The sequence below is a fragment of the Stenotrophomonas sp. 22DLJC03 genome (assembly GCF_056861405.1).
The window spans coordinates 648,484-675,479 of the sequence record NZ_JBSPUG010000003.1 but is presented as its reverse complement, the minus strand read 5'-3'; the positions used below and the strand labels follow the sequence as shown (position 1 = coordinate 675,479).

Annotated in this window: 25 protein-coding genes; 7 read left to right on the top strand and 18 right to left on the bottom strand. The window is 65.8% G+C overall.

Going from position 1 to position 26,996, the window contains the following annotated elements:
• Positions 1 to 5: 5 nt before the first annotated feature.
• Positions 6 to 1,052, bottom strand: coding sequence for a rod shape-determining protein (locus tag AC13GA_RS13815; protein ID WP_005419402.1), 1,047 nt, complete (start codon positions 1,050 to 1,052; stop codon positions 6 to 8).
• A gap of 283 nt (positions 1,053 to 1,335) precedes the next feature.
• Here AC13GA_RS13815 and AC13GA_RS13810 point away from each other — a divergent pair, with 283 nt between their 5' ends.
• Positions 1,336 to 2,274, top strand: a complete 939-nt coding sequence (locus AC13GA_RS13810; protein WP_006392776.1) for a carbohydrate kinase family protein — start codon at positions 1,336 to 1,338, stop codon at positions 2,272 to 2,274.
• Between the two features lie 174 nt (positions 2,275 to 2,448).
• Here the strand turns inward: AC13GA_RS13810 and AC13GA_RS13805 are convergent, their stop codons facing one another.
• The 5 genes from AC13GA_RS13805 to ubiE all read right to left on the bottom strand — a co-directional run bounded on the left by AC13GA_RS13805 (position 2,449) and on the right by ubiE (position 9,189).
• The gene (locus AC13GA_RS13805; RefSeq protein WP_482998364.1) at positions 2,449 to 4,422 is read right to left on the bottom strand and encodes an LTA synthase family protein; all 1,974 of its coding nucleotides are present in this window, start codon (positions 4,420 to 4,422) and stop codon (positions 2,449 to 2,451) included.
• A gap of 287 nt (positions 4,423 to 4,709) precedes the next feature.
• Positions 4,710 to 5,342, bottom strand: a complete 633-nt coding sequence (locus AC13GA_RS13800) for an HAD family hydrolase (RefSeq protein ID WP_295382064.1) — start codon at positions 5,340 to 5,342, stop codon at positions 4,710 to 4,712.
• Positions 5,339 to 6,070 carry a hypothetical protein gene (locus AC13GA_RS13795; RefSeq protein ID WP_428709871.1) on the bottom strand — a complete coding sequence of 244 codons (732 nt, stop codon included), beginning with the start codon at positions 6,068 to 6,070 and terminating at the stop codon, positions 5,339 to 5,341. The genes AC13GA_RS13800 and AC13GA_RS13795 overlap by 4 nt, the downstream gene beginning before the upstream one ends.
• 127 nt (positions 6,071 to 6,197) lie before the next feature.
• Complete coding sequence (locus AC13GA_RS13790) at positions 6,198 to 8,126, bottom strand: M1 family metallopeptidase (RefSeq protein WP_428709872.1); 1,929 nt, start codon at positions 8,124 to 8,126, stop codon at positions 6,198 to 6,200.
• Between the two features lie 301 nt (positions 8,127 to 8,427).
• Positions 8,428 to 9,189, bottom strand: coding sequence for a bifunctional demethylmenaquinone methyltransferase/2-methoxy-6-polyprenyl-1,4-benzoquinol methylase UbiE (ubiE, locus tag AC13GA_RS13785; RefSeq protein ID WP_136639030.1), 762 nt, complete (start codon positions 9,187 to 9,189; stop codon positions 8,428 to 8,430).
• 79 nt (positions 9,190 to 9,268) lie between these two features.
• Here ubiE and AC13GA_RS13780 point away from each other — a divergent pair, with 79 nt between their 5' ends.
• The 4 genes from AC13GA_RS13780 (at position 9,269) to AC13GA_RS13765 (ending at position 11,074) form a co-directional block, all read left to right on the top strand.
• Entirely contained in the window at positions 9,269 to 9,721 is a 453-nt protein-coding gene (locus AC13GA_RS13780; RefSeq protein WP_046985014.1) for a nucleoside deaminase, read from the top strand.
• A 198-nt stretch (positions 9,722 to 9,919) separates the two neighbouring features.
• The gene (locus AC13GA_RS13775; RefSeq protein ID WP_295382056.1) at positions 9,920 to 10,177 is read left to right on the top strand and encodes a hypothetical protein; all 258 of its coding nucleotides are present in this window, start codon (positions 9,920 to 9,922) and stop codon (positions 10,175 to 10,177) included.
• Positions 10,178 to 10,251: 74 nt separating this feature from the next.
• A complete protein-coding gene (locus AC13GA_RS13770) occupies positions 10,252 to 10,578 on the top strand; it encodes a hypothetical protein (RefSeq protein WP_006393104.1) in 327 nt (108 codons plus the stop codon).
• Positions 10,579 to 10,651: 73 nt separating this feature from the next.
• Positions 10,652 to 11,074 carry a low affinity iron permease family protein gene (locus AC13GA_RS13765; RefSeq protein WP_012512139.1) on the top strand — a complete coding sequence of 141 codons (423 nt, stop codon included), beginning with the start codon at positions 10,652 to 10,654 and terminating at the stop codon, positions 11,072 to 11,074.
• A 108-nt stretch (positions 11,075 to 11,182) separates the two neighbouring features.
• On the opposite strand, the gene smeF is transcribed toward AC13GA_RS13765, so the two are convergent.
• The 3 genes from smeF to smeD form a co-directional block, all read right to left on the bottom strand.
• Entirely contained in the window at positions 11,183 to 12,568 is a 1,386-nt protein-coding gene (gene smeF / locus AC13GA_RS13760) for a multidrug efflux RND transporter outer membrane subunit SmeF (protein ID WP_046985012.1), read from the bottom strand.
• A 97-nt stretch (positions 12,569 to 12,665) separates the two neighbouring features.
• Positions 12,666 to 15,788 (bottom strand): multidrug efflux RND transporter permease subunit SmeE, encoded by a 3,123-nt coding sequence (smeE, locus tag AC13GA_RS13755; protein ID WP_480982203.1) that lies wholly within the window; start codon positions 15,786 to 15,788, stop codon positions 12,666 to 12,668.
• Between the two features lie 12 nt (positions 15,789 to 15,800).
• Positions 15,801 to 16,982 carry a multidrug efflux RND transporter periplasmic adaptor subunit SmeD gene (gene smeD / locus AC13GA_RS13750; protein WP_046985010.1) on the bottom strand — a complete coding sequence of 394 codons (1,182 nt, stop codon included), beginning with the start codon at positions 16,980 to 16,982 and terminating at the stop codon, positions 15,801 to 15,803.
• Between the two features lie 228 nt (positions 16,983 to 17,210).
• Here smeD and smeT point away from each other — a divergent pair, with 228 nt between their 5' ends.
• Together smeT and AC13GA_RS13740 are read left to right on the top strand one after the other, a co-directional pair.
• Positions 17,211 to 17,870: an efflux transporter SmeDEF transcriptional repressor SmeT gene (gene smeT / locus AC13GA_RS13745; RefSeq protein ID WP_046985009.1), complete on the top strand. Its 660-nt coding sequence runs from the start codon at positions 17,211 to 17,213 to the stop codon at positions 17,868 to 17,870.
• 44 nt (positions 17,871 to 17,914) lie between these two features.
• Positions 17,915 to 18,907 (top strand): Gfo/Idh/MocA family protein, encoded by a 993-nt coding sequence (locus tag AC13GA_RS13740; RefSeq protein ID WP_482998363.1) that lies wholly within the window; start codon positions 17,915 to 17,917, stop codon positions 18,905 to 18,907.
• A 109-nt stretch (positions 18,908 to 19,016) separates the two neighbouring features.
• Here AC13GA_RS13740 and hslU read toward each other — a convergent pair whose 3' ends face one another.
• The 9 genes from hslU to AC13GA_RS13695 form a co-directional block, all read right to left on the bottom strand.
• A complete protein-coding gene (gene hslU, locus AC13GA_RS13735; RefSeq protein WP_046985007.1) occupies positions 19,017 to 20,390 on the bottom strand; it encodes an ATP-dependent protease ATPase subunit HslU in 1,374 nt (457 codons plus the stop codon).
• Between the two features lie 60 nt (positions 20,391 to 20,450).
• Positions 20,451 to 21,002: an ATP-dependent protease subunit HslV gene (gene hslV / locus AC13GA_RS13730; RefSeq protein WP_005411093.1), complete on the bottom strand. Its 552-nt coding sequence runs from the start codon at positions 21,000 to 21,002 to the stop codon at positions 20,451 to 20,453.
• Positions 21,003 to 21,175: 173 nt separating this feature from the next.
• Positions 21,176 to 21,376: a DUF3079 domain-containing protein gene (locus tag AC13GA_RS13725; protein WP_046985006.1), complete on the bottom strand. Its 201-nt coding sequence runs from the start codon at positions 21,374 to 21,376 to the stop codon at positions 21,176 to 21,178.
• A 78-nt stretch (positions 21,377 to 21,454) separates the two neighbouring features.
• Positions 21,455 to 22,345 carry a tyrosine recombinase XerC gene (xerC, locus tag AC13GA_RS13720; RefSeq protein WP_046985005.1) on the bottom strand — a complete coding sequence of 297 codons (891 nt, stop codon included), beginning with the start codon at positions 22,343 to 22,345 and terminating at the stop codon, positions 21,455 to 21,457.
• Positions 22,346 to 22,358: 13 nt separating this feature from the next.
• Positions 22,359 to 23,033 carry a DUF484 family protein gene (locus AC13GA_RS13715; RefSeq protein ID WP_482998362.1) on the bottom strand — a complete coding sequence of 225 codons (675 nt, stop codon included), beginning with the start codon at positions 23,031 to 23,033 and terminating at the stop codon, positions 22,359 to 22,361.
• Positions 23,030 to 23,881: a diaminopimelate epimerase gene (gene dapF, locus AC13GA_RS13710; RefSeq protein ID WP_482998361.1), complete on the bottom strand. Its 852-nt coding sequence runs from the start codon at positions 23,879 to 23,881 to the stop codon at positions 23,030 to 23,032. The genes AC13GA_RS13715 and dapF overlap by 4 nt, the downstream gene beginning before the upstream one ends.
• Positions 23,874 to 24,146: an LPS translocon maturation chaperone LptM gene (gene lptM / locus AC13GA_RS13705; RefSeq protein ID WP_012512147.1), complete on the bottom strand. Its 273-nt coding sequence runs from the start codon at positions 24,144 to 24,146 to the stop codon at positions 23,874 to 23,876. The genes dapF and lptM overlap by 8 nt, the downstream gene beginning before the upstream one ends.
• A 128-nt stretch (positions 24,147 to 24,274) precedes the next feature.
• Complete coding sequence (locus tag AC13GA_RS13700) at positions 24,275 to 24,697, bottom strand: YbaN family protein (protein WP_046985003.1); 423 nt, start codon at positions 24,695 to 24,697, stop codon at positions 24,275 to 24,277.
• 55 nt (positions 24,698 to 24,752) lie between these two features.
• Positions 24,753 to 26,885 carry a S9 family peptidase gene (locus tag AC13GA_RS13695; protein WP_046985002.1) on the bottom strand — a complete coding sequence of 711 codons (2,133 nt, stop codon included), beginning with the start codon at positions 26,883 to 26,885 and terminating at the stop codon, positions 24,753 to 24,755.
• Positions 26,886 to 26,996: the final 111 nt, after the last annotated feature.

The following is a 26,996-nucleotide window of genomic DNA, read 5'->3' as shown; positions in this document are numbered from 1 at the left end:
TCGGCTTACTCCGGCGCAAAGAACTCGTTGCCGTGCATGTCGACCAGCTCCAGTGCACGGCCACCACCGCGGGCCACGCAGGTCAGCGGGTCATCGGCCACCTGCACGTGCAGGCCGGTTTCCTCGGAGATCAGGCGGTCCAGGTCACGCAGCAGGGCACCACCACCGGTCAGCACGATGCCGCGCTCGGCGACGTCGGCGCACAGTTCCGGCGGGGTCTGCTCCAGCGCCAGCTTGACCGCGCTGACGATGCCCGACAGGGGCTCGTGCAGGGCCTCGAGCACTTCATTGGAGCTGATCTTGATCATCTTCGGCACGCCCTCGGCGAGGTTGCGGCCGGAGATCTCCATCTCGATCACTTCCGCCTGCGGATAGGCGCAGCCCAGTTCGACCTTGATGCGTTCGGCGGTGGCTTCACCAATCAGCATGCCGTGGTTGCGGCGCACGTAGTTGGTGATCGACTCGTCGAAGCGGTCGCCGCCGATACGGACCGAGGCCGAGTAGACGATGCCGTTGAGCGAGATCACCGCCACTTCGGTGGTACCGCCGCCGATGTCGATGACCATCGAGCCACGGGCCTCGGTGACCGGCATGCCGGCGCCGATCGCGGCGGCCATCGGCTCTTCGATCAGGAACACGTCACGGGCGCCGGCTTCCTCGGCCGATTCCTTGATCGCACGGCGCTCGACCTGGGTCGAGCCGGCCGGCACGCAGACCAGCACGCGCGGGCTCGGGCGCAGCACGCGCGACTTGTGCACCTTCTTGATGAAGTGCTTGAGCATCGCCTCGGTGTAGGTGAAATCGGCGATAACGCCGTCCTTCATCGGGCGGATGGTGGTGATGTGGCCCGGGGTACGGCCCAGCATCTGCTTGGCCTCGGCGCCGACGGCTGCCACCGAGCGGGTACCACCGATGGCGCGATCCTGACGCACTGCGACCACCGACGGCTCGTTCAGCACGATCCCCTGCCCGCGCACGTAGATGAGGGTGTTGGCCGTGCCCAGGTCGATGGACAGGTCGTTGGAGAACATGCCACGGAGTTTCTTGAACATCTGAGGAAGGAGTCCTGAGGGGTGTCGTGCCCGCCGCGGGATGGCGAAAAAATGGGCAGAAATCGAGGCCGACAAGCCTAGCAACCCGCCTGCCGCCGAGCAAGGAAAAAACTAGCTGAACCCGCGCCTTGACAGGCTTTCGGCCCGATCGGGCATCACCCGGTTCTGGCCCTGAGCGGCACCAGCGGGTAACCTTTGCGCCGTCGGGCGCCCAAGGGCGCCGTTTGCTTGCCTGCTGAACCGGGCCGGCCCACCCCAAAATTCACCGCATAGGCTTACATCGATGTCCGCTCTGATCTGTGGTTCTCTTGCCTTCGACACCATCATGGTGTTCCCGGACCAGTTCAAGAATCACATCCTGCCGGACAAGGTGCACATCCTGAACGTGTCCTTCCTGGTGCCGCGCATGCGCCGCGAGTTCGGTGGCTGCGCCGGCAACATCGCCTACAACCTGCACCTGCTGGGCGGCCAGCCGATCCCGATGGGCACCGTCGGTTCGGACTTCGGCCCGTACCGCGAGTATTTCGAAGGCCTGGGCATCGACCTGACCCGCGTGCGCGTGATCGATGAGCTGTTCACCCCGCAGGCGTTCATCACCACCGACCACGACAACAACCAGATCACCGCCTTCCATCCAGGCGCGATGATGCGTTCCTACGAGAACCACGTGCGTGGCGTGCCCGGCGTGACCCTCGGCCTGGTCGGCCCGGACGGTCGCGAAGGCATGATCCAGAACGCGCAGGAATTCCACGAAGACGGCATCCCGTTCATCTTCGACCCGGGCCAGGCCATGCCGCTGTTCAACGGACCGGAGCTGCGCGCCTTCATCGACCAGGCCGACTACGTGGTGGTCAACGACTACGAGTCGAACCTGCTGCAGGAACGCACCGGTTGGGACGAAAAGGAGATCGTCAGCCGGGTCAAGGCCTACATCACCACCCGTGGCCCGAAGGGCGCGGTCATCCACACCCCGGAAAAGAGCTACGACATCCCGCCGGCGCACGAACGCCGCGTGGTCGACCCGACCGGCTGTGGCGACGCGTTCCGCGCCGGCCTGATCTACGGCATCCAGAAGGGCTACGACTGGCTGACCATCGGCCGCATGGGCAACCTGATGGGCGCGCTGAAGGTGGAGCACCCGGGCACCCAGAACCAGCGCTTCACCTTCGAAGAGTTCAACGAGCAGTTCAAGCAGCAGTTCGGTTACGCGTTGAACGCGTAAGCGAATTGCCCGCGCATTCCGCCTTATCCCCGCGCCGTTGGCGCGCCCCCTTGAACAACAAGGGGGCTTTCCACCCGACGCGCTATCGGGAATGCGTCTGGTAGGTGTCGACCTTGGTCGACACTGCCGGCCAGCGGCCGGCTCAGGACCGCAACGCCGCCCTGCCCTTCCGGCTCAGGGCTTGGGTTTCTCCGGCAACCGGTACAGCTCTTTCTCGTAAGCCAGCGTGCCCCACATGGCATAGGCATGTGCGCGCCGTGCCAGCTCCGGCCGCAGTGGATGTGGCTGCAGCTGATCGGTCGCCGGGTCGTAGCGGAATCCCTGCGCTGGCTTGTCCGGCTGCAGGATGGCGACGTCGTTGCCCTCCATCCATGCCAGGTTGCGGTCGTACTGCATCAGCGCGCGACCCGGTTGCAGCCGCCGCATGTCGGTCAGGTCCTGGCCTACCAGCGGCGTGGGGTCGGCGATGCCCAGCAGCGACAGCAGCGTCGGCGCCAGATCGATCTGGCTGACGATGCGGGTATCCCGCCGCGGCTCGATGCCGCCGCCAAGGATCAAGCCCGGGATATGGAAGTTGGCGATGGGCACCATGTCCTTGCCGAACACGCGCGAGTCATGGTCGGCCACCACCAGGAACACGGTGTTTTCCCAGTACGGTGAGGCCATCGCCTTGCGGAAGAATTCTCCCAGCGCGTGATCGGCATACTTGGCGGCATTGTCGCGGGTCTGCTTGGGCTGCTCGTACAGCTCGATGCGGCCGTCCGGGAACTCGAACGGATCATGGTTGCTGGAGGTGAACACCAGGCCGAAGAACGGCTTGCCCTGCGCATTCAACTGCTGGAACTGCTCATCGGCGCGGTTGAACAGATCCTCGTCCGATGCCCCCCATGATCCGACGAACGTCGGCGTGCGGTAGTCCTTGCGATCCACGATGCGGGTGAAGCCATTGGCGAGGAAGAACTCGCGCATGTTGTCGAAATGGCTTTCACCGCCGTAGTAGAAGCCGGTGTCGTAGCCATGCCGGCCCAATACATCGGCCAGGGTGAAGAAGCGTTGGCGGCTGGCGGGCAGCTTGACCACCGCTTCGGCCGGGGTCGGTGGGAACCCTGTCAGTACCGCCTCGATCCCGCGCACCGAACGCGTACCGGTGGCATACAGGCGCTCGAACGCCCAGCCCTGCTTGCTCAGGCGGTCGAAGTTGGGCGACAGCGGCCGCCCGCCGAGGCTGCCGATGAACTGTGCACCGAGGCTTTCTTCCAGCACGATCACCAGGTTGCGCGGCTTGCCCTGGTGCAGCGGCGGACGCAGTGCCAGGCTCGGCAGCGCCTCGGACACGTACGCCGTGGCAGGCAGGCCACTGGTCGCGTGAAGCTCGTCGACCACCTGCCCCAACGGCAGCTCGCCATAGATGCGCGAGGTCTCGCTGCGGGCAGCCAGCTGGCGCGCCGCATAGCCGACGGTGTACAGCGAGTTGAGTGGCAGCACGTTGATGGTGGGGTCGGTGGAGAACGCCACCAGCGCCGGATTCAACGGCCGATGGCCGAGGCTCGAACGCACACCCATCGCCGCCAGCAGGAGCACCAGCACCGCCAGCGGCAATCGCCACAGCCACCCGGCTTCGACCACCGTCGCCGGGCGGATTTCCACCCAGCGACGCGAGCCGCGCAGCAGCGCCCAGCACAGCACGATCACGGCGACCACTTCGATCACCACCGCCAGCAGATGCCCCCGCAGCAGCGTCATTCCAACTTCTTCGGGGTAGATCAGATATTCAAGGAACAAACGATTGGGCCGCAGGCCGTACTCGGCCATGAAGCTTGGCGTAGCCAGCTCCATGAACACCAGCAGCACGCTGGCCACGATCAGCCACCCGCGCAGGACATGCCGCCAGGCGCGGCCCAACCGTCCTTCGACCGGCAACAGCAGCGCCAGCACCGCAGGGATGCCAAAGAGCAGGCACAGCGTGGACACGTCCACACGCAGTCCCTGCAGGAAGATCGTGGACCAACCGTCGGCGGCACTGACCCGCGCGGCATGCCACAGCGCCAGCCCCAGCCGCGACAGCGACAGGGCCACCAGGCCAAACAGGAAGAAGGCGGCGATCGGACACAGACGCCGGTACAGCGACAGCAACACAGTTCGAGGCATGAAAGGAATCCAGGAATGGAACAACAGAGACCCTTGCCACCTCCCTGGCAGCGGGCCACATCGACCAACGTGTTACCTGACACCGTCGCCAGCGCCCGACCAGGCCGCGACAGTCGTCGGCAGCGGTTCCCCAACCGCCCCCGGCCTCAGCTCCGGCCGGGCTTCCCGCCAGACAAGGGTCCAGCGCGGTGATCGCGAACAATACACTGTGATGGCCGTCTACTTCGACGGCTTTCGACATCTGAACCCTCTCCTCCTGCCCGCCATGGGGCGCAGAGGGTGCCCCGCTAGCGCTGCCAATGCTCCAGCACCGCCGCACAATCGGCCAGGTGCCAGCAGGCCATGTCCGGCCACGGGTTGTCCGGAGCATTGACCAGCAGGGTGCGCGTGCCCGCGGCGCGGCCGCATTCCAGGTCGAAGCGGTAATCGCCCACCATCACCACCTGTGCTGGATCCACCTGCCAGCGCCGCAGGAAGTACTGCAGGCCGTCCGGCGAGGGCTTGGGCTCGGCTTCGTCGCGGCCGATGATGTCCTCTTCGGCAAACACATCGCCCAGCCCGATCGCCTGCAGCGTGACCTGGGCCAGGCTGCGCACGTTGCGGGTGAGGATGCCCAGCCGGCAACCGGCGCCCTGCAGCGCACGCACCAGCGCCACCGCGCCCATCGCCGGCACGGAGGCCGCGGCCAGTTCACGCTCGTGGGCCAGCAGCCAAGCATGCTTGGCGCTGGCCTCTGCAGCGGGCAGAGCGGCCAGGTGGGTGAGGATGTCGTCCTGCGCCGGAATCGCCAGTTCGCGCTTGATCCGCGCGAAATCATGCATCGCCACGGTCAGCGTGCCATCCATGTCGAACACCCAGTGGCGGATTGTCGACAACGCCGCTACTGCCACGGGTGCCACCACGGGTACCGCCAAGGTCACCGCCACCACGCTGGCATGCGGCTGGCATCGACGCCACCGGTCTCGAACACCGCGGTACGGGTGCCACCGGCCTTGACCGGGAACTCGATGCTGATCGACTTGCCCTTGGCTGCCAGCTTCCACAGCGCTTTCTGGTCGGTGATGAACATGGCGATGGCTTCATCGGTCTTCGGCCGCCAGGCGGCCATGGAAATCGGCTTTCCGTCGTCCACGGTCACCTTCACCGTGCACTGCGGGCAGCGGAAATCGCCGGCCTGCAGCACCAGGTAGGCATGCCGCTTCCATTCCGGGTGATCGCGGAACACCAGCTGCACCGGCTTCGCACCGCTGCCATCCACGTCCACCCGTTCCTTGCTGTAGATCTGCGCCGAGACCTGGTTGCCCTTGCTGCCGACCGGAATCTGGTTGTACTGCCACAGCCCCTGCATGCGGCGCAGATCGCGTGCGGCATCGCCCTTGGCCTTGACCTCGTCAAAGCCGGCAGCGATGCGTTCGGCGGCGGCGGTGTCCTTGTACTGGTCCAGCAGCGAGGCACCGTGCAGGCGCGCGCGCTCCCAGTCCTGCGCGGCTACGGCCATATCGTACTGCTTGGCCACGTCCTCGGCTTTGGCTTCCTTTTGTGCCTGCACGGCGGCAGCGGCAGCTTCCTGCGCCTTGCGCTCTTCCTCGGGGTTGCTGCAGGCAACCAGGGCCAGGGTGCAGGCGGTGAGCAGGATCAGTCGTTTCATGGCGGAGGTCCTTTACGGGTGCATCCCGATTCTATCGGCAGCGAAAAGCGGATACAGCAACGGCGGGTTTCCCCGCCGTTGCTGGTGAAGCAGTATCAGGTTGCCGGCCAGCGGCCGGCACTACCGTTTACTTCGCTTCAGCCTTGGACAGCATGTCCTGCACCGAGCCCGTGGTGATCGGGTGGTAGCCCGGCTTGGCCTTCTCGAAGGCCTGCTTGGCCAGCTCCAGACCCTTCGGGGTCTTCACCAGTTCGGCGTAGATCGGCAGGATCAGCTTGCGACGACCGACGCGCTCGATGAACGCGGCGGCACCTTCATTGGCCTGCTCGTAACCGCTGCGGATCGCCAACGGATACCAGCGCATGGCGATCTCGCCATTCGGGGTACCGGTGAAGTGGAACGCCTTGTCCAGCGTGGCCAACTTGTCCAGCGGCTGGGTGGCACCCAGGCCGTCGATGAAGCGCACCCATTCCTGCGTGCTCCAGTCAGCAATGACCTGGCTGCTCGGCACGGTGCCGGCGCTGGCAAAGGCGATGCGTGCGGTATCGACGCTGCTGAAGTTGCGCGACTGCGCCTTGGCCGCGAATGCCGGGATGCCCGGCTCGTCCAGCCATGCCTTCAGTTCGGCCTCGGTCACCGCCGACGGGTTCTTCGGCAGCAGGTTCTTCTTCAGGTACTCGACGAACTGGTCGGTGTTGGCGCTCTGGAAGGCGTGGTCATCGAACCAGCCGCGCAGGAACGGATCGAAGGTCTCGCGGCCGAAGCGCTGTTCCAGGAATTCCAGGAACCACGAACCCTTGACGTAGGCGACCTGGCTGAGGGCTTCGTCGGGGTCACGCTCGTTCAGCGGCGGCAGCGCCAGGGCCTGGTCGGCCGGGCTCATGTCCTTCACTTCGGCCAGCAGATCGGTCTGGTCGATCTGCTTCTCCATCTCGGCCATCTCCTTGCCGTACAGGGCTTCGGTGATGCGGCCCTGGACGTAGGTGGTAAAGCCTTCGTTGAGCCAGATGTCCTTCCAGCTGGCGTTGGTCACCAGGTTGCCCGACCAGCTGTGCGCCAGTTCGTGTGCAACCAGCGAGACCAGCGACTTGTCGCCGACGATCACGGTCGGGGTGGCGAAGGTCAGGCGCGGGTTTTCCATGCCACCGAACGGGAACGACGGCGGCAGCACCAGCATGTCGTAGCGGCCCCAGCGGTATTCGCCGTACAGCTTCTCGGCGGCACCGATCATCTTCTCGGTGTCTTCGAATTCCTTGGCGGCCTTGTTGACCATGGTCGGCTCGGCCCATACGCCGGAGCGGCCGGAGATCGGCTCGAACACCAGGTCGCCGGCGGCGATGGCCAGCAGGTAGGACGGAATCGGCTGCGGCATCTTGAAGGTGTAATCACCGTCACGCGCGGCCTTGGGGTCGTTGTCGGCGCTCATCAGCACCATCACGTCCGGGCGCGAGACCACGTGCGCGCTGTAGGTGAAGCGCACGCTCGGGGTGTCCTGCAGCGGCACCCAGGAACGGGCATGGATGGCCTGCGACTGGCTGAACATGAAGGGCAGCTTCTTGCCTTCGGTCATCGACGGCGCCAGCCACTGCAGGCCCGATGCGGTCGGTGCGGTGTGGTAGGTCACTTCCACCTTCGCCGGCTGCGCCGGAGTCTCGATGGTCAGCTTGCTGCCGAACACCTTGTCGACCGGGGCCAGCACGAACTGCAGCGGGCTGCGCGCGCCATCGGCGGCGATCGCCTCGACCTTGGACACGCTCAGCTCGCGGGTGTCGAGCACCAGCTGCTTGGCGTCCTTCTGCTTCCACTCCAGCGTGTAGGTGGCGGTACCGCCGATCTGCTTCTGGTCGAAGTCCAGCTTCAGGTCCAGCGCGATGTCCTTGATGACGACCTTGTCCGGCTCGGCATACGAGCTTTCGTCGTGGCTGCGGTTTTCGGCGTTCACTGGAGCAGCGGGGGCCTTTTCGGCAGTCGGGGCGGCGGCGGGCGCGGCCGCCTCCTGGGAGCAGCCGGCGGCCAGGGCCACGGCCAGCGGAAGGAGCATCAGCGGATTACGCATGAATCGGGACCGTTACGGGGAACAAACCCCAATGGTACCTCCGTCCGGCCCCGCAGGCGTTGCGCGCTGCGGGGTAATGGCGGGGGGGCCGATCCTGCGCCTCCGGCGCATGCCGACCGAGGTTGGCCTCTACCGGAATGGCGACGGACGCGGTACGGGCGGCCGGGGCTGCGCTGCGCCTCGGGCGCATGCCAACCAAGGTTGGCCTCTACCGGTAGGTGCCAACCTTGGTTGGCACGGATCTGTCATCGCTCGCGGACGGGCGTGTGCCAACCAAAGTTGGCACCTACCAAAGCGGGGCTTACAGCTTGTAGCCGGAATGGATCGAGACGATGCCGCCGGTCAGGTTCTTGTAGTGGCAGCGCTCGAAACCGGCCTGCCCCATCATCGCCTTCAGCTCTTCCTGCGGCGGGTGCTTGCGGATGCTCTCGGCCAGGTACTGGTAGCTGTCCGAATCGTTGGCGAACAGCTTGCCCAGCTTCGGCAGGATCTTGAACGAGTGGAAGTCGTAGATCGGCTTGAACCAGTCGGCGGTGACTTCGGAGAACTCCAGCACGCGGGCCTGGCCGCCGACCTTCAGCACGCGGTACATCTCGCGCAGGCCGGCGTCCTTGTCGGTCACGTTGCGCAGGCCAAAGGCAATGGTCACCAGGTCGAAGCTGTTGTCCGGGAACGGCAGGGCTTCGGCATTGCACTGCACGTAGTCCAGGCCGAGCACCAGGCCGCGGTTGGTCAGGCGGTCGCGGCCGACCGACAGCATGCCGGCGTTGATGTCGCCCAGCACCACCGAACCTTCGGCGCCGACGCGCTCTTTCAGCAGCGCGGCGATGTCACCTGTGCCGCCGGCCAGATCGAGCACGCGGTCACCCGGCTTCACCTGCGCAGTGGCGACGTAGTAGCGCTTCCACGCCCGGTGCACGCCCATGCTCATCAGGTCGTTCATCAGGTCGTAGTTGCGCGCGACCGACGTGAACACCTGGCCGACCAGCTTCTGCTTGTCCTTGGCGGCGACGTCGCGGAACCCGAAATGGGTGGTACCGGATTTGTAGGGGGATTCGCTCATGCCCCGATTATCGCACCGCCGGGGGCCATCGGCACCCCCTGCCCGTATCATGGCGGGCCATGACTTACCGGAGCCCCGCATGATCACCACGCCCGACTACCAGGCCCTGCTGCAGACCGCCATCGCCGAAGCCCGCCAGGGCCTGGCCGAGGGTGGCGTGCCGATCGGCGCGGCGCTGTACCACAACGACGGCCGTCTGCTCGGCTGCGGCCACAACCGCCGCGTGCAGGAAGGCGACCCGTCAGTGCATGGCGAGACCGATGCCTTCCGCAAGGCCGGCCGCCAGCGCCGTTACCAGGACACCATCATGGTCACCACCCTGGCGCCGTGCTGGTACTGCTCGGGCCTGGTGCGCCAGTTCAACATCGGCACCGTGGTGGTCGGCGAATCGCGCACCTTCCAGGGCGGCATCGACTGGCTGCGCGAAAACGGCGTCAAGGTGATCGACCTGGACAGCCAGGAATGCGTGGACCTGCTGGGCGGCTTCATTGCGCAGCACCCGGAGATCTGGAACGAAGACATCGGTGAATGAACACCGCGCAGCCTCCTGTTGAACCCGCTTAATGAACGCTTCAGTGCCGGCACATCCTTGTGCCGGCAGCGTTTGCAGCCATCACCGTGAACCAGTGCACAGTCAGTTGCCTGGCATGCACACGCGCCGGTAACACCCGAGCCCGCCATCGCACCTAGGGTGGAATCACCGGGGCCCCTTTCCCCGGCGGAGCCAGCCATGTGCGCGCTCGCCCTACGCCCTGCATCAGACCCGGCCCTTGCCGGCATCCGCGACCGATTGACGCAGCAGTTCGCGCTGCATCGACGCACCGCGCCGTTCTGGACCGCTTACCAGGGACTGCAGCAGGAAGTGATCCGCGCCCATCCGCGTGATCATGTGCGGCTGTGCAATGCCATGGCCGACATCGCCGAAGACCTCGGTGCCGTGACCCGCGCGCAGCTGCTCGATGGCAACACCGGCTGCACGCCGCGCTGACGCGGCATGCACCGGCGCATACGCCACACTGCGATGAACCCCCACTCCCATCCACCTCAACCGATTGGATCGACATGCACGCTGAAGTCCCCACCATTCCCCCGGTCATCAATGTCGATGCCGAGCTTGATCACTGGCGCCGCCAGCATGCCGACGGCGCACTGCCGCACAACTCGTTCGGTTCCTACGTGCCGTGGATCAAGTTCGCCTGCGATTCGCTGATCACCCAACCGCGCGCAAGCAATGCCCAGCGCGACGAGATGTTCCAGACCCAGTACGCGCTGCAGATCATGCCGAGGCTGAGCGAGTCCCAGGCCCGCGAGTTCGTAGACCGCTGCTGGCAGCATGTCTACCAGACCAGCCCGGTGCGGCTGCAGGACGCTCCGCGCCTGCGCGCCTGAGCCGAACTACGGCTGCACGGCCCCTGCACGGGCCACTGCCGATCATCCTCGTCACCTGAGTGGGACGACGACGATGAAAGCAAGAAACCTGTTCAATACGATCGCCAAGAAGGCTGCGGCCGCCACCGGTTCGCCGTGGACCTTCCTGGCTGCGGTGATGATCGTGGTGATATGGGGCATCAGCGGGCCCGTGTTTGGCTTCAACGACACCTGGCAGCTGGTGATCAACACCGGCACCACGATCATCACCTTTCTGATGGTGTTCCTGATCCAGCACACGCAGAACGCCGATACCGCGGCGATGCAGATCAAGCTGGACGAGCTGATCCGGGCGACAGCCGAAGCCAACAACGAGCTTCTGGACCTGGAAGAGCTGGACGAAGAGCGCCTGGAGGAGATCCGCGCCGAGTACGAGCAGATGGCCCGCGAGGCCGGTGACGCGCTGGCGCGCGTGCGCGCCTGCCATGGCGTGCGCCGGGATGATGAAGCGGTCTGAAGGTAGCGCTACCTGCTCTGGCAGGTGCCAACCTTGGTTGGCACAATGCCGGCCGCCTGCGCTGACGCATCCGTGCCAACCAAGGTTGGCACCTACCAGAAGCGCTGCTTATCCGCGCTCGTGCCAGCCGCCGCCCAGCACCTTGTACAGGGTGATGCGGTTGGATTGCTGGGCCAGCTGCGCCTGCAGCTGCGTCTGCTGCGCGTTGTAGGCGGTACGACGTGCGTCGAGCAGGGTCACGAAGCTGTCCAGGCCGGCGTCATAGCGTGCCTGCGACAGGCGGTTGGCCTGCTCGGCAGCCTCGACCAGGCGCTGCTGCGAGGCGACCTGTTCATCCAGGCTGACATTCAGCGCCAGTGCGTCGGCGGTCTCGCGGAAGCCCACCTGGATCGCCTTCTCGTACTGCGCCAATGCAATGTCACGATCGGCATTGGCGATGGCCAGGTTCGCGCGCAGCTTGCCGCCCTGGAAGATCGGCAGAGTGATCTTCGGCAGGAAGCTCCATACGCGGGTGCCACTATCGAACAGGTTGGACAGTTCGTTCGAACCGCTGCCGATGCTGCCGGTCAGCGAGATGCTCGGGAAGAACGCCGCGCGCGCCGCACCGATGCTGGCGTTGGCGGCCAACAGCTGATGCTCGGCGGACATGATGTCCGGGCGTTGCAGCAGCACGTCGCTGGGCAGCCCGGCCGGCGGCGGCGCCAGTGCCAGCAGGCTCGGCGCCACAGCGTCGGGCAGCAGCGCCGGGTCGAGCTGGCCACCGGCCAGCAGCGCCAGCGCGTTGCGGTCCTGGGCCAGCTGGCCACGCAGGCGTGCGGCGTCGGTGCGTGCGGTTTCGACCAGGGTGCGGGTCTGGGTCAGCTCCAGTGCCGAACTGCCACCGCGTTCGTGGCGGGCCTCGGCCAGTCGCAGTGAATCCTCGTAGGTCTTCAGCGTCGCTTCGGCGATCTTCAATCGCTGCGCGTCCGCACCGTAGGTCAACCACGCGGTGGCGGTCTCGGCGACCAGGCTCAGCTGCGCGTTGCGACGGTTCGCAGCCACGGCGAAGTACTGCTGCAGGGCGGCCTCGCTGAGATTGCGCACGCGACCGAACAGGTCCAGCTCGAACTCCGCCACACCAACACCGGCAGTGAACTGCTCGGTGACGCCAGCGTCCGTACCACGGCGATCCATCTGGCCGGTAACGGCCACGCCCGGCACGCGATCAGCGCGCTGCACGCGGTACTGGCCACGCGCACGTTCAACATTGAGCACCGCCACACGCAGGTCGCGGTTGTTCTGCAGGGACTGGTCGATCACCTGCTGCAGGCGCGCATCGGTGAAGAAGTCGCGCCAGCCGACGGCGGCGACGTCAGCCACCTGGCCCTGCGCGGCCTCGGCCGGCCACTGCGCCGGAATGGCAGGCGCAACGGCGGTGTCCTTCGGCACCAGGGTGGAGCAGCCGGCCAGCACGAGCGCGGCGGCGATGGAAACAGCAATGGAATGAAGCTTCATGGCAACACCTTGGGGATCACGGTGGTAGCGCCGGGCCGTACCCGGCTGCTACGCGGTGAGACATCCGCCGGGCATGGCCCGGCGCTGCCTGATTTCATCATTCGGCGGTTTTGCGCTTGAACACGCGCTGCACCACGACGAAGAACAGCGGCACGAAGAACACGCCGAGCACCGTGCCGACGACCATGCCGCCGAGCACGCCGGTGCCGATCGCCTGCTTGGCGCCGGAGCCGGCACCGCTGGAGATCGCCAGCGGCAGCACGCCCATGCCGAAGGCCAGCGAGGTCATGATGATCGGACGCAGGCGGTCGCGGACCGCATGCATCGTCGCTTCGATCAGCCCCGCGCCCTTCTCCAGATTTTCCTTGGCGAATTCGACGATCAGGATCGCGTTCTTGCTGGTCAGGCCCACCGTGGTCAGCATCGCCACCTGGAAGTAGATGTCGCGTTCCATGCCGCGGAAGGTATTGGCCAGCACTGCACCGAGGATGCCCAGCGGCGCAACCAGCAGCACCGAGGTCGGCACGCTCCAGCTTTCATACAGGGCCGCAAGGCACAGGAACACGATCATCAGCGACAGCGTGTACAGCAGCGGTGTCTGCGAGCCGGCCTGGCGTTCCTGGTAGGACATCGCCGTCCACTCGACGCCGAAGCCCTGCGGCAGCTGCTTGGCCAGCTGTTCGATCTCGGCCATCGCATCACCGGAGGCCACGCCCGGCGCCGGCTCACCCTGGATCTCGGTGGCCGACACGCCGTTGTAGCGCTCCAGGCGTGGCGAACCGTAGTCCCAGCGCTTGCTGGCGAAGGCGCTGAACGGAACCATCTCGCCCTTGTCGTTCTTCACCGACCAGAGATCAAAGTCCTCCGGCACCATGCGGAACGCCTGGTCGGCCTGCACGAATACGCGCTTGACGCGGCCGCGATCGACGAAGTCATCGATGTATGAGCTGCCCCACGCAGTGGCCAGGGTGGTGTTGATCTGGTCGATCGACAGCCCCAGCGACGTCGCCTTGGCCACATCGATATCGATGCGGAACTGCGGCGTGTCTTCCTGGCCGTTCGGACGCACGTTGGCCAGCTTGCTGCTCTGGGCCGCCAGGCCCAGCAGCTGGTTGCGCGCCGCCACCAGGGCTTCATGACCCTGGCCGCTGTTGTCCTTCAGGAAGAAGGTGTAGCCCGAGGCGGTGCCCAGTTCTGGGATGGCCGGCGGCGGGAAGGCAAAGATGAAGGCATCCTTGATCTGGCCCAGTGCTGCCATCGCGCGGCCGGTGATCGGCATCACGCCGTTGTCGGCATCACGGTCCTTCCAGTCCTTCAGCTTGACGAAGGCCATGCCCGCGTTCTGGCCCATGCCGGCGAAGCTGAAGCCCTGCACCGAAAACACCGACTCGACCGCGTCCTTCTCGTTTTCCATGAAGTGCTTTTCAAGCGCGGCGATCGACTCCAGCGTGCGCTCCTGGGTAGCACCGACCGGTGCCTGCACCAGCGCCATCAGCACGCCCTGGTCTTCATTGGGCAGGAACGAGCTGGGCAGGCGCACGAACAGCACGCCCATCAGCAGGAACAGTGCGGCGACGATGCCCATGAACCGCCACGGGCGGTGCAGGATGCCGCGCACGCCACGCTGGTAGCTTTCGCTGGTGCGGTCGAAGCCGCGGTTGAAGCCATTGAAGAAGCGGCCCGACCAGCCCTTGTGTGCAACGTGGTGCTCGCCCTTCTTCAGCGGCTTGAGCATGGTGGCGCACAGTGCCGGGGTCAGAACGATCGCCACCAGCACCGACAATGCCATCGCCGAAACGATCGTGGCCGAGAACTGCCGGTAGATCACGCCGGTGGAGCCGCTCATGAAGGCCATCGGCACGAACACCGCCGACAACACGAGACCGATACCCACCAGTGCGCCGGTGATCTGGCCCATCGACTTGCGGGTGGCCTCCAGCGGCGATAGTCCTTCTTCGGACATGATGCGCTCGACGTTCTCCACCACCACGATGGCATCGTCCACCAGCAGGCCGATGGCCAGCACCATCGCGAACATGGTCAGCATGTTCACCGAGAAGCCCAGCACCGAGAGCACGCCGAAGGTACCCAGCAGCACCACCGGCACGGCGATGGTCGGGATCAGGGTGGCGCGGAAGTTCTGCAGGAACAGGTACATCACCACGAACACCAGCACGATCGCTTCGAGCAGGGTCTGCACCACACCCTTGATCGACACGCGCACGAACGGAGTGGTGTCGTACGGGATCTCGGCCTTCAGGCCGGCCGGGAAGAAGCCTTCCAGCTCCTTCAGGGTCTCATCGACACCGGCAGCGGTATCCAGTGCGTTGGCGCCGGTGGCCAGGGTGACCGCCAGGCCGCTGGCCGGCTGCCCGTTGTAGCGGGTGACGAAGTCGTACGACTCGGCGCCCAGCTCGACGCGGGCAACATCGCCCAGGCGCAGTTCGGCACCGTCCTGCGCACCGCGCACGATGATGTTGCGGAACTGTTCCGGAGTCTGCAGGCGCGACTGCGCATTGATGGTGGCGTTGAGCTGCTGGCCCTTCACCGACGGCGCACCACCCAGCTGGCCGATGGCCACCTGTGCGTTCTGCGCCTTGATCGCGGCGGTCACTTCCGGAACCGACAGGCCATAGGTGTGCAGCTTGTTCGGGTCCAGCCAGATGCGCATGGCGTACTTGCCACCGAATACCTGGATGTTGCCCACGCCCGGCACGCGGCTGAGACGGTCGACGACATTGGAACCGACGTAGTCGGCGATGTCGTTGGCATCCATGCTGCCGTCTTCGGACACGAAGGCGATGACGTTGAGGAAGCCCGAGCTGGACTTGGCCACGTTGATGCCCTGCCGCTGTACTTCCTGCGGCAGCAGCGGCATGGCCAGCTGCAGCTTGTTCTGCACCTGCACCTGGGCGATGTCCGGGTTGGTGCCGCTCTCGAAGGTCAGGGTGATGGTGGCCTGGCCGTTGGACGAGCTGTTGGAGGAGAAGTAGATCAGGCCATCAAGGCCCTTCATGTTCTGCTCGATGATCTGCGTCACCGAGTCTTCGACCACCTTGGCCGACGCACCCGGATAGCTGGCGCTGATTTCCACCGCCGGCGGCGCGACGTTGGGATACATCGAGATCGGCAGCTTGAACAGGGCCAGGCCGCCGGCGAGCATGATGATGATCGCGATGACCCACGCGAAGATGGGTCGATCGATGAAGAAACGTGCCATGGGGTTCTCCGCTTACTTCGCGCCTGCGGCCGCAGCTGCAGGTTGGGCGGCGGCCGGCTTGGCCGGAGCGGCGCCCTGTTCGGTGACGTTCACGGGCATGCCCGGGCCGATCTTCTGCAGGCCCTCGACGATGACCTTGTCGCCGGGCTTCAAGCCGTCCTCGACCAGCCACTTGTCGCCGACGGTGCGGCTGACCTTGACCGGGCGCACTTCGACCTTGTTGTCCTTGCCGACCACCATCGCACTGGTATCGCCCTTCGGGTCACGGGCGATGCCCTGCATCGGCACCAGCACCGCATCGCTGCGCACGCCGCCGCCGATCACCGCGCGCACGTACATGCCCGGCATCAGCAGGCCATCGGGATTTTCGACCTTGACCCGCAGCGCGAAGCTGCCAGTGGCCGGATCGACGCTGACTTCGGAGAACTCCAGCGTGCCCTTGTGGGCGAATTCGCTACCGTCTTCCATCAGGATGCTGACCGGGGTCTGCTGGTTGTCCTGCAGGCGGCCGGCGGCCAGTTCGCGGCGCAGCTGCAGCAGCTCGGCCGAGGACTGGGTCAGGTCGACATAGATCGGGTCCAGCTGCTGCACGGTAGCCAGCGCCGTGGCCTGGCCGGCGCTGACCAGCGCACCTTGGGTAACACTGGACTTGCCGATACGGCCGCTGATCGGCGCAGTGATGCGCGCATAGCCAAGGGTGACGTTGGCTGCATCCAGCGTTGCCTTGGCGGCGCCGACGTCTGCTTCGGCCTGCTTCTGCGCGGCCACGGCGTTTTCCAGATCCTGCTGGCTGACCGCGTCGACCTTGGCCAGTTCGGTGATGCGCTTGGCGCTCAGCCGCGCCGCATTGGCGGTGGCTTCGGCGCGGGCCAGCTGGGCACGGGCGCTGTTGGCCTGGGCGCGATAGCTCGCATCCTCGATCTGGTACAGCGGCTCGCCGGCCTTGACCATTCCACCCTCGGTGAACAGGCGCTTGGCGACGATGCCGTTGACCTGCGGGCGCACTTCGGCCACCAGGAAGGCGTTGGTGCGGCCCGGCAGTTCGCGGGTCAGGCCCACGGTTTCGGACTTCAACGTGACCACGGTGACATCGCCCGGGCCCTGTTCGGGGGCCTGGGGTTGGCCGCCACAGGCAGCCACGGTCGCGGCGATCGCCAGCGACAGTGCAAAGGGTCGGATTCGGCTCAGCAACATGACGGAAGGGCTCTTGAAGGAAAGGGTCTCAGCGAGCACTGATACGGCGGACCCTCCACCAGAAACAGTGAAGACCGTGCAAACAGCGCCCACCCGATGCGGCGTGGGTGGGCCGGGCCGGCCTGCCACGCACACGACGGGAATGATGGGAACGAAATATACATACATGCGTGTTTGTTTGTAAACAGGTACAATTCAGCCACGTTTCACCCGCACTCGTACCTACCCATGGCCCGCAAGACCAAAGAGGACACCCAGGCAACCCGGGAAGGCATCCTTGACGCCGCCGAAGCCTGCTTCCATGAACACGGCGTGGCCCGTACCACGCTGGAGATGATCGGTGCCCGTGCCGGCTATACCCGCGGCGCGGTCTACTGGCACTTCAAGAACAAGAGCGAGGTGCTGACCGCGATCGTCGAGCGCGTGCACCTGCCTTTCATGCAGGAACTGGAGCGCACCTCCACCGACCAGCGCGACACCCCGGTGCATGACCTGCGCGCGGTGATGATCCACTCGTTCATCGAGCTGTCCGAGGACGAGCGCCTGCGCAAGACCATGGAAATCATGCTGCGCAGCGATGCCTCGGCCGACACCAGGGTGCTGACCGAACTGCAGCAGAGCGGCTTCCGCGATGCCCTGGACCGCATGGAACGCGCCCTGCGCCGTGCCCAGGACCTGGGCCAGCTGCGCGAGGGTGCGGACCCGAAGATCGCCGCACGCATGCTGCATGCCACGGTACTGGGCGTGCTGCACGGGGCGATGGTCGAACCGGACCTGATGGACCTCAAGCGCGATGGCATGCTGGCGCTGGACATGACCCTGGCCGCCTACGTGAAGGAAGGCGTGTTCGTGCCGGGCACAGTACCCGAGCCGCTGCCGGAGGCGTGAGCGGCATTGCTGCCGCCACGACGGCCCCATGTGAGGACGGCCCCATGATCCTGGACAATGTGGCGTGGGGCTTCATCGGTTGCGGCAGCGTCACCGAGAAGAAAAGCGGCCCGGCTCTGGCCGGCGCGCCCGACTCACGGGTGGCCGCGGTGATGCGCCGCAATGCGGCACTGGCCGAAGACTACGCACGGCGCCATGCGATTCCCCGCTGGTACGCCGATGCCGATGCGCTCATCGCCGATCCGGAAGTGAACGCGATCTACGTTGCGACGCCGCCTTCCACGCACATGCACTACGCATTGAAGGCGATTGCCGCGGGCAAGCCGGTCTACATCGAAAAGCCGATGGCCATGGACCATGACCAGTGCAAATGCATCATGGAGGCCAGCGCACGCAGCGGCGTACCGGTGTTCGTAGCCTATTACCGCCGCGCCCTGCCCCGCTTCGAGAAGGTGAAGCAGCTGCTGGACAGCGGCGCGATCGGTGAACCGCGCAGCGTGCGCGCCACCCTGCATCGACCGCACTCGGCGAATGCCACGTCGCCGGACTTCTGGCGGACCAACCCGGCAATCTCCGGCGGCGGCCTGTTCGTTGATCTGGGCTCGCACACCCTGGACCTGCTCGATCACCTGCTCGGGCCTTTGACCGATGTGCGTGGCCTGGCCAGTTCGCAGGCAGGCGCGTATGCCGCCGAGGACAGCGTCTCGATGTGCTTTCGTGCCGGTCGCGGGGTGCATGGCATCGCGCAGTGGAGTTTCTGCGCGTTCCGCCGCCAGGATGAGGTCGAGATCACCGGCGACCACGGTCAGCTGCGCTTTGCCACCTTCGATGATGTTCCGGTAGTACTGGAGACCGAGGCCGGCGTGCAGGCGTTCGACATCCCGAACCCGCCGTCGATCCAGCAGCCGTTGATCGCCACTCTGGTCGATGAGCTGCGTGGCAACGGCCACTCGCCGTCAACCGGCGTCAGCGCCGCCCGCACCAATGCGGTGATGGATCAGGTGCTGCAGGCCTACCGCACACGGCAATCGCGCTGACCATCAACGAAGAAGGCCGCCTTGCGGCAGCCTTCCATGTTGCAGCGGCCGGGGTCAGAGCCCTCGCCACAGCGAGGGATCCGACCCCATCGGATAGCGGCCTTCTGCGTTACAGGATGTAGCGGCTGAGGTCCGGATCCTGCACCAGCTCGCCCAGGTGCGTATCGACGTAGGCGCTGTCGATTGCAAGGGTCTCGCCATCACGGTCCGGTGCTTCGTAGCTGAGCGAATCCAGCAACCGCTCCAGCACGGTGTGCAGGCGGCGCGCACCGATGTTCTCCTGGCGCTCGTTCACCTGGAAGGCGATCTCGGCCAGGCGATCGATGGCATCGGCGGTGAAGCTGACCTTGACGCCCTCGGTAGCCAGCAGCGCCTCGTACTGCTTGGTCAGCGCGGCCTTCGGTTCGGTCAGGATGCGCACGAAATCGTTCTTGCTCAGCGCACCCAGCTCGACACGGATCGGGAAACGACCCTGCAGCTCGGGAATCAGGTCGCTGGGCTTGGCCAGGTGGAATGCGCCGGAGGCAATAAACAGGATGTGGTCGGTCTTGATCGTGCCGTACTTGGTGGACACGTTGGAGCCTTCCACCAGCGGCAGCAGGTCGCGCTGCACGCCTTCGCGCGAGACGTCGCCACCACCCACGTTGTCACCACGCTTGGCGACCTTGTCGATCTCGTCGATGAAAACGATGCCGTGCTGCTCGCAGGCTTCGATCGCCGCGGTACGGATGTCGTCCTCGTTGACCAGCTTGCCGGCTTCTTCTTCGATCAGCAGCGGACGCGCGGCCTTGATGGTCAGCGTGCGCTTGTGCGCCTTGGCGCCACCACCGAGGTTGGCGAACATCGACTTCAGCTGCTGGCCCATTTCCTCCATGCCCGGCGGGGTCATGATGTCCATGCTGACGTTGGCGGCCAGGTCGAGCTCGATCTCGCGGTCGTCCAACTCACCATTGCGCAGCATCTTGCGGAACTTGATGCGGGTCTCGTTGTCCTGTGCCGACGGCTCGTTGCGCGCCACCTCCGGATCGAAACCGATGCCGCCACTACGTCGCGGCAGCAGCGCATCAAGGATGCGGTCTTCGGCGCGCTCTTCGGCCTGGGTACGCACGCGCACCTTGGCCTGTTCGCGGTAAAGCTTCACTGCGGTATCGGCCAGGTCACGGATGATCTGCTCGACGTCCTTGCCGACGTAGCCGACTTCGGTGAAGCGGGTTGCTTCGACCTTGACGAACGGCGCGTTGGCCAGCGTGGCCAGGCGGCGTGCGATCTCGGTCTTGCCGACGCCGGTCGGGCCGATCATCAGGATGTTCTTCGGCATCACCTCATTGCGCAGCTCAGGCACCAGCTGCATGCGACGCCAGCGGTTGCGCAGGGCGATGGCCACCGCGCGCTTGGCGTCGTGCTGGCCCACGATATGCCGGTCCAGCTCCTGCACGATCTCGCGCGGGGTCATGGTGGCGGAGGAAACTTCGATCTTCGACATGGATGTGCTCACGAATTCGTTGTCGGTAGCGCCGGGCCATGCCCGGCGGATCGGGGAGCGTTACAGCTCCTCGACCACCACGTTGCGGTTGGTATAGATGCAGATGTCGCCGGCGATGCCGATCGCTTCACTGGCGATGGTGCGCGCATCCAGTTCGGTGTGCGCCATCAGCGCGCGGGCGGCCGACAGTGCATAGGAACCACCGGAACCGATGGCGATGATGCCGTCCTCCGGCTCGATCACATCACCGGTGCCGCTGATGATCAGCGAGGTTTCCTTGTCGGCCACGGCCAGCAGGGCTTCGAGCTTGCCCAGACGGCGCTCGGTGCGCCAATCCTTGGCCAGCTCGACCGCAGCGCGCTGCAGCTGGCCGTGCTTTTCCAGCTTGGCCTCGAACAGCTCGAACAGGGTGAAGGCATCGGCGGCGGCACCGGCGAAGCCGGCCAGCACCTGGCCGTCACGGCCAAGGCGTCGCACCTTGCGCGCATTGCCCTTCATCACGGTGTGGCCCAGCGTGACCTGGCCGTCGCCGGCAATGGCCACGTGCTCGCCGCGACGGACGCAGACGATGGTGGTGGCGTGGAAAACGTTGGGATTCTGACTGGGGTCCATGCGGCCTCCGATAGCTGTTCCCGGGAGATGGGGACAGCGCCGGGTGCGATCAAGCCTGTGCGGATGGCTGCCGTTCAGCGCTTGGCGGCGCGCCATGGGCAGGCGGGCGCCCTTTCAACGAACGCATCGCAATGCGCGCGGACCCCGCCGCCCGAACGTGGAACGCCTGTCGTTCAACGTTTTGCCTGCGACGGCCGCTCCGGATTGGGCTCGATGCCCCAGGCAATGTACCAGTCCTCCCCCTGCGTCTCGATCGGATGCTGGGTCCGGCCGGAACCATTGCCGCAGGCCAGCGCGTCAGCCGCGCAGTAGCGGTCGCAGCCCCAGCAGATGCGCTCGGGATGCCTGGGGTGCAGCGGAATGGGCTTCGCCATGGCAGGCAGTTTCCTCGTGGCCTGCGGCCACGGTGCGCCGGTTGCATCCGCCCAGCCCTGATCCAGATCAAGGGCGGTCTATTCAGCCTTGTCGTCCTTGCTGCGACGCTTCGCACGTGGATGCGCGGCGTCGTAGACCTTGGCCAGATGCTGGAAATCGAGGTGGGTATAGATCTGCGTGGTGGCGATGTCGGCATGGCCGAGCAACTCCTGCACGCCGCGCAGGTCGCCGGAGGATTCCAGGATATGGCTGGCGAAACTATGCCGCAGCATGTGCGGATGCACGTGCTTGAACAGGCCCTGGCGCTGCGCCAGCTGGCGGATGCGGATCTGCACCGCGCGTTGGCTGATCGACCCGTTGCGACCGGGAAACACCGGCATTGCCGGGCCACCACCACTTTCCGCACGCCATGCCTGCAGCGCTTCGCGCGCTGGTCGGCCGAACGGCACCCGGCGCTGGCGATTGCCCTTGCCCATCACGTTGACCAGGCCGCTGGCAAAATCAAGATCGCGCCAAGTCAACGCACACACTTCGCTCAGGCGCAGGCCGGAGGAATAGAACAGTTCCAGCAACGCGCGATCACGACGGCCGAGTTCACCCTCGGGCTCCAGTTCAACCAGCTGCACGGCCTCATCGGCATCGAGCACCTGCGGCAGCCGACGTGGCGCGCGCGGCGCCTTCAGCGTCGCCGCCGGGTTGACCTCGATACGGTCGTGCTTGAGCAGCCAGGCGTAGAAGCTGCGGCAGGCAGACAAGCGGCGCTGCAGGCTCTTGGCCGACAGTCCGCGGCGGTGTTCATCGGCGACGAACTGGCGCAGCGTTTCGGCATCGAGTGCTTCCACCACCACGCCCCGCGGCTCGGCCCACACCGACAGAGCGTCCAGGTCGCGGCGATAGGCATCAAGCGTATGCGCCGACATCCGCCGCTCCACCTGCAGGTGCTGCAGGAAGGCCTGTACCGCGCTCATCGTCGTGTCCTGCTCAGCCCGGGAAGCGCTTCAGGCCGGTGACCAGCGCATCGCCCATCATGCGCAGGAACAGCGTGCCCATGCCCGGGTAGAAGCGGTTCGGGTCATGGCTGCCGACCGCGATCAGGCCTACGCCCGGCAGTGGCAGCAATGCGGTGGTCTGCACTTCTTCGCTGCGTACGCCATACAGCACGGCGTTCTTTTCCGGCTGCAGGCGGCCACAGATCGGCTCGCCGTCCTTCAGGCAATCGCGGAACGGACCGAGCTGCGCATCATCGGCGGCGATCACCTGCAGCCAATCGGCCTGTTCCAGTCCCGCCACCGGCGTGTGCACCACCAACCGCACCAGGTCGCCGGCGAAGTCTTCCTGCAGCGAGGCGGCCATCGCACGCAGGGTGTCGGCGGCGCTGTCCTGCTTCATCAGCGCCAGGGCCAGCTGGTGCGTACGCACCGCCAGACGCTCGTTGACCTGTGCGGTGGCGCCCAGATCGGCCAAGCGTCGCGCGAGCTCGCGGTTCTTCTCACGCAGCACTTCCAGCTGGTAGCTGGCCAGCGATGCGGTCGGGCCGTCATCGCGGGGCACCACCAGGGTCAGGGCCAGGTCCGGGAACTGCTTGAGGAAGCCGGGATGACGCCGCAACCAGGCAGCAACTTCGTGGGCCCCGAGCTTGTCGACGGTTTCGGTCATGCGATCCACTCCCCTTCGAAGACGAATGCAGTCGGGCCGGCCATTACCACAGGCTGGCCATCACCCGGCCACTGGATGCGGAGGTCACCACCGGGCAGGCTGATGCGCGCATCGCGCTGCAAGCGGCCACGCTGCATCAGGGTCACCGCAGCGGCACAGGCACCGCTGCCGCAGGCCAGGGTTTCGCCGACGCCGCGCTCGAACACGCGCAGGCGTGCATGCGCGGGGCTCATCACCTGGGCGAAGCCCACGTTCACCGAACGCGGGAACGACGCATGCTGCTGCAGCAGCGAACCGACGCGCTCGACCGGTGCGGCATCGATCAGGCCGACTTCAATCACCGCGTGCGGATTGCCCATCGACACTGCGGCAAAACGCACGGTCTCGCCCTGCAGCGGCAGCAGGTATTCCTCGCGCGGATGGGCGAAGCCCACCAGCGGCACGTTGGCCGGCTCGAACGCGGGCACGCCCATGGTCACCGCGTACTGGCCATCGCCCAGCACCTTCACATCGTGGCTGGCCAGCGGACTGTCGATGACGAACGCATCGCCCTGTGCACTGCCCTCGCGCACCAGCCAGGCGGCGATGCAGCGCGCACCGTTGCCACACTGTTCGGAATTGGAACCATCGGCATTCCAGATCCGGTACGAAGCCACCGAGCCTTCCGCACGCGGCGCTTCGATGGTCAGGATCTGATCGCAGCCGACACCGGTGTGGCGATCGGCCAGGCGCGCGGCCAGCTCGGGCGTAGGCGGCACGGTGCCGTCACGCAGGTCGATCACTACGAAATCATTGCCCGCGCCGTGCATCTTGCTGAAACGCAGCGCCTTGGAACCGGCCTCACTCATTCCCGCTGCCCACCTTCTTCGCGGGCGCAGGCGCCGGCTGGGTCGTCGGCGCGGCCGGGTCCACGGTCGTGGCCGGGGTGCCGGTGCCCTGGGTCTCCGCCGGAGTCGCTTCGTTGGCGGGCTCGGCAACCGGTTCGACCAGTTCTTCCACCGGCACCGGCTTCTGCGGCAGTACCAGCGGGCCCTTGTTGCCGCAGGCGGCGAGGAGCAGCAGCGAAGCCGCTGCCAGCGGAATCAGGATGGCGTTTCGATGGGGGATCTTCATGCCCCGAGTATAGCCATTGGCGGCTGAGCGGTTGGTGCAGGGTGCCGTGCCGCGCATCCGCCGGGCATGGCCCGGCGCCACCGCAACCGGGCCCCCTGGTAGCGCCGGATCATGCCCGGCGGGGGACGTTACTCGGGTGGCGGCAACGGCCGGGTCCACAACCAGATCGCCACCACGGTCATGCTTCCGATCGAGAACCACTTCACCCAGGCGATCGGCACGCACCACAGCATGATGCCGGCGCACACCGCCATGGTGACCGTGGCCATCCACTTGCCATAACGGCTGACCGCGCCATGCGCCTGCCAGTTGGCGATGGCCGGGCCGAAACGCGGGTGTTGCAGCAACCAGTTGTGCAGGCGCTCGGAACCGCGCGAAGCGGCCCAGGCCGAGATCAGGATGAATACGGTGGTCGGCAGGCCCGGCACGAAGATGCCGACGATGCCGGTGCCGAGGCTGACGTACGCCAGCAGCCACCAGGCCCAGCGGAAACGTACCGGCCGGACCGGCGCGGACGATGCTTTGGCAACGGGTGGGTCGGGCTGGCTCATCGCACAAGGATACCCAGAGCGGTGGCGGCGGCGATATCACCGCCGCCACCGTGCCTCATTCCGCCGCAGCGGCGCCGGCCGGGTCCTGGATACCCAACTGCTGCAGCACGAAGGCGTATGACTCGGACAGCTCACGGTAGCGCTGGAAGCGCCCCGACTTGCCACCGTGACCAGCTTCCATGTTGGTGCGGAACAGGATCGGAAGATGACCGGTGTTGTCGTCACGCAGCTTGGCCACCCACTTGGCCGGCTCCCAGTACTGCACCTGCGAATCCCACAGGCCGGTGCCCACGAACAGCGCCGGGTAGGCCTGCTTCTTCACGTTGTCATAGGGCGAGTAGGACAGCATGTAGTCGTAGTACGGCTTCTGCTCCGGGTTGCCCCACTCGTCGTATTCGTTGGTGGTCAGCGGAATGGTCGGGTCGAGCATGGTGGTGACCACGTCGACGAACGGCACCTGCGCCACCATCACCCGATAGTCCTGCGGCGCTTGGTTGGCCACCGCGCCCATCAGCAGGCCGCCGGCGCTGCCACCGGAGGCGGCCACGCGATCTTTCGCCGCCCATCCCTGTGCCACCAGGCCACGGGTGACGTCGATGAAATCGTTGAAGGTGTTCTGCTTGTGCAGCAGCTTGCCGTTCTCGTACCAGTCACGGCCCATTTCCTGGCCGCCGCGGATATGCGCAATGGCATACACCACGCCGCGATCGAGCAGGCTCACCGCGGTCTGGTTGAAGTACGGGTCCATCGACATGCCGTAGCTGCCGTAGGCGTACTGGAACAGCGCGCCCTTGCCATCCTTCTGGTAGCCCTTGCGGTAGACCAGCGACACCGGCACCTTGACCCCGTCGCGGGCGGTGATCCACACGCGGTCGGTTTCGTACTTCGATACGTCATAGCCGATCACCGGCTGCTGCTTCAGCTGACGGCGCTCGCCCGTGGCAGTGTTCAGCTCGAACACCGTGGTCGGCGTGGTCATCGAGGTGTAGACGTAACGCAACCACGGCGTATCGGCCTCGGTGTTGTCGCCCAGGCCCATCGAATACGCCGGCTCATCAGCCTTCACGTAATCGCTGCGGCCATCCTTGAACAGCAGGCGGATGCGCTCCAGGCCCTCGGAACGTTCGGCGATGGCGGTATAGCTGTCGAACAGCTCGAAGCCTTCGATGAACACCGCAGCGTCGTGCGCGATCCAGTCCTGCCACTGCGAGCGCGAGGTGGCATCGGTAGGCGCGGTGACCAGCTTGAAGTTCTTCGCACCGTCGTTGGTGCGGATCACCCAGCGGCCATCGTAGTGGTCAGCGTCATACTCGACATCGCGCTGGCGCGGCGCAAGCACGGTGAAGGTGGTCGGATCACTGGCCGGCGCGTAGCGCTCCTCCGAGGACACGGTGCTGTGCACGCCGATGGTGATGAAGCGGTCGTCGCGGGTGCGGCCGATGCCCATGTAGAAACTGTCGTCCTTCTCTTCGTAGACGACGGTGTCGGCACTGGCCGGTGTGCCCAGCACGTGCTTCTTCACGCGCACGGTCAACAGCGTTTCCGGATCGTTCTCGACGTACAGCACGGTGCGGTTGTCGTCGGCCCAGACCAGATCACCGGAGCTGCCGCTGATCACATCGGGCAGCACCTGGCCGGTGCGCAGGTCCTTGAAGCGGATGGTGTACTGGCGGCGGCCGACGTCATCATCTGCCCAGGCCAACAGCTGGTTGTCCTGGCTGACCTCCATCGAGCCGACACTGAAGTAACCCTTGCCGGCGGCCAGTGCATTGACGTCGAGCAGGATCTCCTCGGGCGCTTCCATCGCACCCTTGCGGCGCGCATGGATGGGGTAGTCCTGGCCGGTCTCGTAGCGGCTGTAGTACCAGTAGCCGCGCTCACGCGCCGGCACACTGGAATCGTCCTGCTTGATGCGGCCGACGATCTCCTTGTACAGGGTGTCTTCCAGTGGCTTCAGCGGTGCCAGCAGCTGGTCGGCATAGGCATTCTCGGCCTGCAGGTAGGCCAGCATGTCCTTGTTCTCGCGCTTGTCGTCGCGCAGCCAGTAATAGTCATCGTTGCGGGTCGCGCCGAACGGCGCCTTGACCACGTGCGGATGCTTGGCGGCATCCGGCGGAACGGGCGGAGTGGCGGCGGTAGCGGTGGTGGTCATCAGGCTGGCAAGCAACAGGCAGAGGGTGGATTTCATGAGATAAGGCTCCTGGTGCATCAATGCAATGGTCTTCGACGGGGTCAGATCCCTTTTCCCGAAAAGGGATCTGACCCCAATCCCGGCAATGCGGCAACCCTGCGGATCGTC